Genomic DNA, 9,042 nt, shown 5'->3' with positions numbered 1-9,042 from the left:
GCGCTGCAATCCGGCAGCCTGCAATTCGGCATTTCGGATGCGCTCGGCGTGCTCAACGCCCGCAATGCCGGCATCCCGGCGACCTATGTGTCGTTCAATTTCGCCCAGACCGAAGAAAGTCCGGTCCACGCGGCGCTGACCTTCGATCCCGAGATCAAGGGACCCGCCGATCTTGCGGGCAAATCGGTGGCGACCAATCTCAGCTACAACACCGACTGGACCATGATGCGGGCGTGGCTGCGCGATGCGGGCGTCGATCTCGACACCGTCCAGTTCCAGGAAATTCCCTTTCCCGAAATGATCGCCTCCGCCCGCTCCGGTTCGGTGACGGTTGTCGGCGCCGTCGAGCCCTTCGTGACGCTTGCCGAAGCGGACGGCGCCACGGTTCTCGGACATTTCTTCACCGAGGTTAAGTCGCCTGCGGTGCTGTCGGGCGTGGTGGCGATGACACCGTGGATCGAGGAAAACGAAGAACTCACCGTGGCCTTTGTGGAGGCGATCGACAAGGCGATCGACGATTTCAACAGCGATCCGCAGATCGCGCGTGACACGATTGCCGCCAATACCAAGATACCGGCGGCGGTCGTGCAGGCCATGCAGCTTGGCGTCTGGGATACCAATGTCGATCCGAACGAGATGCAGTTCTGGGTCGACGCCGCCTCCGCCGAAGGCATGCTGGGCGCGGAAACGGATCTCGAAGACCTGGTCTGGACGCCGGCCAATTGAGGAACGCTGCAAGGCGGGCGCTCGGTCTGCCTCTCAAAAACTGAAAAGGCACTATGATCTGTGTCGTAATGGCCGGGCGGTGAAAACCCCCGGCCATTTTTCTATGAACCCCTCCCGCTCGGCTGCCGATCGCAGGGCTGTTGAAAGCAACGCCTGATCGTGCAAACCCGAAACGAAGAGCCCCGAGCACGGCTTGCGTGCCCGGGGCGCGGGAACGGTCGGTTCCTTGAGGCAGGCGTTTTACTGGGCCTTGGATGCCTCGACCAGGGCGTGGAGCCGCTCATATTCGGCCTTCACTTCCGGCTGGCCTTCCAGCAGTTCGGACGCAAGCGTGGCAAAGCCTTCTTCCATCTGTGCCTGTTCTTCCGGGGGGAGCTGGGTGATCACGCCGCCATTCTCGGTCCAGGTGGCGTAGGAGCGGTCGACGTTTTCGACTCCCCAGGGGTAGACGGCTTCTTCGGCGATGCGACCGGCTTCGATGATGGCGGCCTTGGTGTCTTCGCTCTGCATCTGGAACCAGTCCTCGTTCACCACGGTGACGGAGACCACTTCGGCGAAGTGCAGGTCGAGGATATATTTGCCGACGTCGTAATATTTGAACGCGGTGAGGATCGGCACGCCGACCAGCATGCCGTCGAGACCGCCGGACTGGAGCTGCGGGATCACCTCGGACAGCGCCAGCGGCAGCGGGATCGCGCCGAGCTGTTCCATCGGCTTGATCTGGAGCGGCGAGGCGAAGGTGCGGATCTTGAGGCCCTTGACGTCTTCCAGCGTCTTGGCATCTTCCATGGTGAACAGCACGGTTGGCGAATTGTAGATCGCGCCGATCACCCGCAGCCCCTTGTCCAGGAACATGGTTTCGAGGTGATCGCGGTATTCCGGGTCGTGAAGCGCCGCATGCACATCCTCCGGCGAGGTGAACAGGCCCGGCACGTCGAAGGCCTGGAAGCGCGGATCGACGTTGGACATGAAGGATGTCGGCGTGGTGAAGGCCTCGATCGTGCCCAGAAGCACGCCTTCCGACATGCGCGGGATCGCGCCGAGCTGGGAGGCCGGGTAAATCTCGGTCGTCACCGCGCCGGGCGCGCGCTCGGCGAGCTCGTCGGCAAAGACCTTGATCCATTCATGCTGCACGTCGTTGATGGTCGCGGTCGCAAGCTTCATCGTGGTTTGCGCCTGGGCGGTGAGGAAGGTGCTCACCGTCAGAGCGGTGGCGAAGGCTGCCGTTTTCAAAAGATTGGAGATCATGGAAAGCGTCCTTTTCAGTGGGCGAGGGTCAGGGATAGAGCGGGAACATAGGTGATCACGATGAGCGCGATGACGAGGACCACCACGAAGGGGGCAACGCCCCGGTAGAGCGTGTGCGCGGGCAGGCCGGTCACCTGCTGCGCCACGAAGATGTTCAGCCCGAAGGGCGGCGTGAACATGCCGATCGCAAGATTGACGGTCATGATGATGCCGAAATGGATCGGGTCGATGCCGAGCGACATCGCGATCGGCGCCAGGAGCGGCGCGAAGACGAGGATCGCGGAGGTCGGATCGAGGAAGGCGCCGATGGCCAGAAGCAGCAGGTTGATCGCCAAGAGGAAGGCAAAGGCGGAAAGCTCCATCGCGTTGATCCAGGCGATGATCGCCTGCGGGACGCCCTGCGTCGTCACGATCCAGGTGATGACGCTTGCCGCGGCGACCAGGATCAGGATCTGGCCGGAAAGCATTGCCGCGCTGCCGGCCGCGCTGACGATGTCGCGCAGCGTCATGCTGCGGTAGACGAAGAGCCCGATCACGATCGCATAGAAACAGGCAAAGCCGCCCGCCTCGGAAGGGGAAAATACGCCGAGATAGATGCCCCCGAGCACGAAAACCGGCATCAGGATCGCCCAGAAGGCATCCTTGGTGGCCTTGGCGGCGGCCTTGAAGGAGAAGGCGTGATCTGAAGGAATGCCCCGGCGCATCGAATCCACGACCACGAACAGCGAAAGAAGCGCCGCCATGAGGATCGCCGGCAGGATCCCGGCGATGAACAGCCGGGGAATGGATTGCTCGGCGGCCATGCCATAGAGGATCATGGCGATGCTGGGCGGGATGACGATGTCGATCGCGCCGGACGAGGCCAGCAGGCCGCCCGCGCGGCGCTGGCCGTAGCCCGCCGCAATCAGCTTCGGATAGAGCGTCTGGCCGAGCGCGGCGACGGCGGCGACCGACGACCCGGAGATCGCGCCGAGCGCCGTGGACGCCGCCACGGTGGAGACCCCGAGACTGCCCGGAACCCGTCCCACCATGGCCATGGCCCAGGCAATCAGCCTGTTGGCGATGCCGCTGGAGCTCATGAGCTGTCCCGCGAAGACGAAGAACGGGATTGCCAGGAGGGCGAAATTGTCCAGCCCGCCGAACATCACCTGCTGCAGCGCCACGGGGGGTATGTTCAGGAAGAACAGCATGGCGACGGCGACCACCGTCAGGAAGACGAGGAAGATCGGCGTGCCGATGGCGACCAGCAGAATGGGCAGGACGATATAGGCGAAGATCATGGGCGGATCTCCGTAGCCTTACCCTTGCGTAACAGGGCCATGATGTCGAAGGCGAGTTTGACGGCGCCCGCCACGGTCAGCCCCGCGAAACCGAAGAGAAGGGCCGCATGCGGTATCGTCATCGGGATGCCAAGCCCCATGCTGCTTACGCCGATCCGGTTGATCTTGACGATGAAAAGCCAGGACGCATGGGTTGCGAAGGCGCAGGCGAAGATGGCGATGAGATCGTGGAGGATATACCAGAAATAGCGGGCGCGCCCGGGGGTATAGAGCGGCACCAGATCCACGCTGATATGGCTGCGGGCGAAGAATGACAGGACCGCCGCAATCATCGTGATCCAGATGATCAGATAGATCATCAGCTCATCGGCGCCGACGGGGGAAATGCCGAAAAGATAGCGGCTGCCGGCGTTGAGCACATTGATGGCGACCACGACGAGCAGCACTATGCCGAGGCCGGTGTGGAGCGCGCGGGTGACGAAATTGCCCGCGCCATTCGGTTTTTCGGCGGCGTTGCCTTCCTCACTCATGCGCGCTCCTCCAGGATACGGCGGATCGCAACCAGTTTCTGGGCGCGGCTCTTCTGCAGTTCGGCGATCTTTTCGGGCATATAATCATAGATGCCGCTGCCCGATTTCAGGCCCAGCGTGCCGGCCGCAATCTTCTCCTTGACCAACTCCGGCACGTCCTTGCGGTCGGCGAGGTCGGCGTTGAGGAAGCTCGACACGGAGTTGTAGATGTCGAGCCCGGCCATATCCAGAAGCGCCATCGGGCCGATTACCGCAAGCTTGTAGCCTATCCCCCATGATACGCAGGTGTCGATATCCTCCGGGTCGACCACGCCCTGCTCGACAAGGTCGATCACTTCGCGCAGAAGCGCGTAAAGCACGCGGTTTTCGACGAAGCCCGGCACATCCTTCTTGACGGTGACGGGCAGCAGGCCGAGCGAGCGGATCAGCGTCTTGATCGCTTCGCTAGTCTCCGGCGCGGTCTGCGCGCCGGCAATCACCTCGATCATCGGAATGATGTGCGGCGGGTTCGACCAGTGCATGCCGACCATGCGGGCGGGATTGGAGATGTGCTCCTGAAGGCTGGTGATCGGAATGCCCGACGTGTCGGAAGCGACGATCACGTCAGGGCCGATCAGGGCATCAATCTGGCGATAGACGCCGGCCTTGATTTCGGACTTCTCCGGAACGTTCTCGATCACCAGATCAGCTCCGGCGACCGCTTCGGCGAGGTCGCTCGTCAGCTTAACCGGGTTGTCGCCCGTGGCTGCAATGCCGAGCGTATCGAGCACGGCATTGGCCGTCGCGATCATGGCCGAGGCGCGTTCCAGTGCTGCCGGCGCGATATCGTATGCGGTGACGTCAAGGCCGCCGCGCGCCAGCCGCGCCGCCATGCCCGGCCCCATGGTTCCCAACCCGATGATTGCAATTTTCTTCATGGTTTTCTCTTTCCTGGTTGAGTGGTCAGGGCCGGATCGACCGGTCCTGTTGTCTGGAAGCGGCCCCGCGCGCGGGAGACGTCGCAAGCAGGACGATCAGCAGAACGGCTGCGATGATGTTGACAATGGCGACGGCGTGGCCGAGCGCCGGCGGCAGCATCAGGCACAGGCCGGCGATGATGTAGACGGCCCGCATCGGTGCCGAGAGTTCGCTGCGGGCATAGCCGGCAGCGCCCATCGACACGGCGGCGATGCCGCCGAAAGCGGTAATCGCCGCAAGCGTTGCGCCATGCCATGTGCCGCCGAGCAGAAGTTCCGGGGAAAAGGCGAACAGGAACGGCACGAGATAGGCGACCCAGGCAAGCTTCAGCGCTTCGAAACTGGTGCGCCACATATTGGCCCCGCCGATCCTGGCGGCGGTGATCGAGGCCAGCGCCACCGGCGGCGTCAGCATCGACATCATGCCGAAATAGAGGATGAAAAGATGGGCCTGCATCGGTTCGAGGCCGGTATCCTGAAGGGCCGGCGCCAGGATTGTCGCGAGCACGACATAGACGGCGACCGTGGGCATGCCCATGCCGAACAGGATGGCGATCAGCGCGACGAGGATGAGAAGCACGATCTTGTGCCCGCCGCTGAGCGCAATCGCCTGGCCGGCAATGGAGAAGCCAAGACCCGTGAGGCTGATCAGGCCGATGATCAGGCCCGCAGCCGCGGTGATGAGCAGCAGCGGGGCGACCGACATCCCGGTATCGACCAGCACGCGCAGCAGTACGCGGGGGCTGAGGCGCACACCGCGATAGGGGCGGACAATGCTCACCAGAACCAGCGCGATGATGGCTGCGATGGCGGCCATCTGAGGCCGGGTCTGGAGGTTGAAAAGAACGAAGAACATGACGATGAACGGCAGCGCGAAATGCCCGCCTTCGCGGAACGCCGCACGCACGGTCATGCGCTCGCCCTTGTCGATCTCGCGTACATCGGAGCGGGCGGCCAGCCGATCGACTTGGAGGAAGATCGCGCCGAAATAAAGCGCTGCGGGAAGCGCGGCTGCGATGATCACGTCGTGGTAGGGTACCTGGATATAGTCGGCCATGACGAAGGCCGCAGCGCCCATGACCGGCGGCAGGAGCTGACCGCCGGTGGAGGCCGCGGCCTCGACGGCGGAGGCGGTGGAGGCGCTGAGGCCGGCCCGCTTCATCAGCGGGATTGTCATGATGCCGGTGGAGACGACATTGGACACGGCGTTGCCGGTGATCGTGCCGAAAAGGGCTGAGGTGCCGACGGCGGCCTTGGCGCTGCCGCCGCGATACCGGCCGAAGATCGCGAAGCTGATGCGGGTCAGGAAGTCGCTGCCGCCGGAATGACGTAGAAGTTCGCCGAAAAGGACAAAGGGAATGACGATTTCGACGGCGACGCGCACCGGCGTTCCCAGAAGCGCGTTCGGATCGGTGAGCATGTAGATCGCCCAGCGATCGACCGGCGTTTCGGGAATGCCGAACGGGCCGCCGAACAGGGCGAGCAGGGAAAACAGGGCAACAATCAGGACGACGGGCAAGCCGACATAGCGCCAGACGAGGAAACCAAGCCCGGCAATCACGGCATAGGCGCTCAGCGTCAGCCACAACGGGCGCATCACCGCGAGGATCGTCAGTTGCGGGTAGCGCCAGGCGATGGTGAGCATGATTGCCAGCAGCACGCAGCCGGCCAGATAGGCCGCAAGGCGGAGCGCGCCGCGCGCCCGGTCGCCCAGCAGGAAGGCTGTCACGGCGAGCGACAGCCCCACGGCGCAGGCCAGAGGTTGCTCGTTATAGAGCGGGACCTTGACCAGCATGGGCAGGTTGAGAATCCACGCCAGCGAGATCGCGACCAGCAGGAAGCCGGCCGCTTTCGCCCCGACATTTGTCGTCGGGGCTCTGGAGACAGGCTCTGTGGATGTATCGTGTCGGGTGGTCATGATGTCAGCCCTGCGACTGGAGCCCGATCATTCCGTGTCCGATAGCTGCGCGCCCTCGTGATAGGGCAATTTCGTATAGACCCGCGACACGCTCTCCTGCGACATGGCGCCAAGGATCGGATTGGAGGCGGCGAGTGCGGCGGGATCAGTGTTGATCATCTCCGCGATCTCGGAGACCACAGCCGGATCGAGGTCCTTGCGGGCGACGAGGACATAGTCGTAGGCCATCGTCTTGAACGCTTCCGGCGCGCCGACGACGCCGGCATCGGCCGCGACATCGTAGATGTAGGCTTCCGGTGCGACGGCATTCATGCGTTCGACCGCTTCGGGGCTGTCGTCGAAGGGCAGCCAGGCTATGCCGCCGAGCGCCGAATCCGCCTCGACCACCGCGCCCGCACGGAGCGCGAAAAGCGTGGCGTCGACATCGCCGTTGACCAGCGCCTCGACGCCCGTGCGCACGCTGGAGACGGGAACGGTGGTGACATCGTCGGGCGTCAGGCCGCCATTGGCGAGCGCGCCTTCGAAATAGGGCAGAAGGCTCGCCTGCGCGGGAACGCCCCAGGCCATGCGCTTGCCCTTGAGATCGGCAATTGTTTCGATCCCGGAATCGGCACGGACCATCAGTCCGACCGGACTTGGAAGCAGCGCGGCGACCAGCGCGATATTATCCTGCGCCATACCCTTGAAGGGCCCATTTCCGCGAATGGCATCGCCTGCGTCAGGCGTGACAAGCGCCGCGATATCGAGCTCCCCGGCATTGATGAGGGGAACGAAAGCGGTCGCGCCGCCAAAGGACTGGACGGTCACGTTCATATCGGTATTCGTACCGATCGCCTGGGCGAGCGCGGCGTTCACGCCATAGTTCTGGGAGCCCTGCTGTCCGGAGCCGAAGCGCAGGTCCTGGGCGAGGGCGGCGGAACCGAAAGAGCATGCCGCAAGCAGCACGCCGGCTGCGAAAGTTTTGAATTTCATTTTTGTTCACCTCTGTGTTTTGCGACCGGACCGGCGTTTTCGCTTCTTGTCCCTTGGTCGTTGGTTCTAGTGGATCATGTCTGGCTGGCCTTGATGAGGTCTGCCGCCTTTTCGGCGATCATGATGACGGCGGCGTTGATGTTGCCGCAGGGAAGGTCGGGCATCACCGAGGCGTCGACGACGCGCAGTCCGGTGACGCCGCGAACCTTGAGTTCGGGATCGACGACGGAGGCCTCGTCCGCGCCCATGCGGCAGGTGCCTGCCGGGTGATGCACGGTGATCGAGGTCTTGCGGATATGTTCGTCGATCTCCTCGTCGCTCTGGCATTTGGCGCCGGGGAAGAACTCGGTTTCGATATAGTCGGCCATCGCCGGTTGGGCTGCGAGCGTGCGTCCGACGCGGAAGCCGGCGCGCAGCGACTTCCAGTCGTTCTCGGCGGCAAGGAAGTTCTGGTGAATGAGCGGTGCCGCGAAGGGGTCGGCAGAGGCGATCTTGACCTCGCCCCGGCTTTCGGGCTGCACCGCGACGATGCGGGTGGCAAAGCCATCGCGAAACGGCTGCTTGAACGGCTTGAGCCACGGCCAAGCCGCCAGCGGGGCCGCGGTGAAGAGAAGCTGGATGTCGGGGAGCGGCCGGCTTTCATCGCTCTTGAGAAAGGCCACGACCCCGCCGGGCACGTCGCCGGAAAAGCCCTTGCCGGTCAGATAGGTCCTGGCGAAGTCGATCGCGATCCTGTCGGCACGCATTTTGTGCAGGAAGGGGCCGGGCGTCTTGCGATGGTGCATGATCAGCACCGAGACATGGTCCTGCAGGTTCTTGCCGACGGCGGGAAGGTTGACCCTGGTCTCGATACCCTGCGCCTGCAATTCGTCGCCCGCCCCGAGGCCCGAAAGCATCATCAGTTGCGGCGTGTTGATGACGCCGCCTGAAAGCAGCACCTCGCGCTTTGCGATGACGCGGCGCTCGCTGCCCTTGTGGTCGAAGACGAGACCGGTGGCGCGGCTGCCGTCGAAAGTGATGTGTTTCGCCATGGCCTGGGTCAGAACGATGAGGTTCTTCCGCTTCATCGCCGGCCGCAGATAGGCGTTGGCGGTGGAGGCGCGCCGGCCCTTGTCGATCGTCATCTGCAGACGGCTGAACCCCTCCTGGGTCTCGCCGTTGTAATCCTCGATCTGGGGATAACCCGCCGCGCGGCTGGCTTCGGCCACGGCATCCGTCAGCGGGTCTTCGTAGCGGCAGCGCTGGGTCGAGAGCGGGCCGGAGCCGCCGCGAAACGCCGTTTCGCCGCCTTCCCAGCTTTCCGTTTTCTTGAAATAGGGCAGGGTCTTTTCATAGGACCATTCCGAAAGTCCCGAAGCCGCCCAGCGATCGTAATCGCCGCGATTGCCGCGGACATAGGCCATGGCATTGGT

Annotated in this window: 8 protein-coding genes; 1 reads left to right on the top strand and 7 read right to left on the bottom strand. The window is 63.7% G+C overall.

Annotated features, from left to right (window positions below):
* On the top strand, positions 1-726 hold a 726-nt coding region (locus tag B4E36_RS10675), incomplete at its 5' end, for an ABC transporter substrate-binding protein (RefSeq protein ID WP_345900329.1).
* A 240-nt stretch (positions 727-966) separates the two neighbouring features.
* Here B4E36_RS10675 and B4E36_RS10670 read toward each other — a convergent pair.
* From B4E36_RS10670 to B4E36_RS10640, 7 genes are all read right to left on the bottom strand, one after another.
* Complete coding sequence (locus B4E36_RS10670; RefSeq protein ID WP_292056421.1) at positions 967-1,974, bottom strand: TRAP transporter substrate-binding protein; 1,008 nt, start codon at positions 1,972-1,974, stop codon at positions 967-969.
* Between the two features lie 14 nt (positions 1,975-1,988).
* Entirely contained in the window at positions 1,989-3,254 is a 1,266-nt protein-coding gene (locus B4E36_RS10665; RefSeq protein ID WP_292056424.1) for a TRAP transporter large permease, read from the bottom strand.
* A complete protein-coding gene (locus tag B4E36_RS10660; protein WP_292056427.1) occupies positions 3,251-3,784 on the bottom strand; it encodes a TRAP transporter small permease in 534 nt (177 codons plus the stop codon). The genes B4E36_RS10665 and B4E36_RS10660 overlap by 4 nt, the downstream gene beginning before the upstream one ends.
* Positions 3,781-4,701, bottom strand: coding sequence for a 5-formyl-3-hydroxy-2-methylpyridine 4-carboxylate 5-dehydrogenase (fhmpcd1, locus tag B4E36_RS10655; protein ID WP_292056430.1), 921 nt, complete (start codon positions 4,699-4,701; stop codon positions 3,781-3,783). Before fhmpcd1 ends, B4E36_RS10660 begins: the two co-directional genes overlap by 4 nt.
* Positions 4,702-4,726: 25 nt before the next feature.
* Positions 4,727-6,658, bottom strand: coding sequence for a TRAP transporter permease (locus B4E36_RS10650; protein WP_292056432.1), 1,932 nt, complete (start codon positions 6,656-6,658; stop codon positions 4,727-4,729).
* A gap of 27 nt (positions 6,659-6,685) precedes the next feature.
* Positions 6,686-7,630: a TAXI family TRAP transporter solute-binding subunit gene (locus B4E36_RS10645; RefSeq protein ID WP_292056435.1), complete on the bottom strand. Its 945-nt coding sequence runs from the start codon at positions 7,628-7,630 to the stop codon at positions 6,686-6,688.
* Positions 7,631-7,704: 74 nt separating this feature from the next.
* The coding region (locus B4E36_RS10640) for a GMC family oxidoreductase (protein ID WP_345900328.1) at positions 7,705-9,042 on the bottom strand (1,338 nt) is incomplete at its 5' end.

The sequence above is a fragment of the Martelella sp. UBA3392 genome, from assembly GCF_002358775.1.
Taxonomy (GTDB): domain Bacteria; phylum Pseudomonadota; class Alphaproteobacteria; order Rhizobiales; family Rhizobiaceae; genus Martelella; species Martelella mediterranea.
Note: the sequence above shows the minus strand (reverse complement) of the source record. Positions and strands in the feature narration are given on the sequence as shown.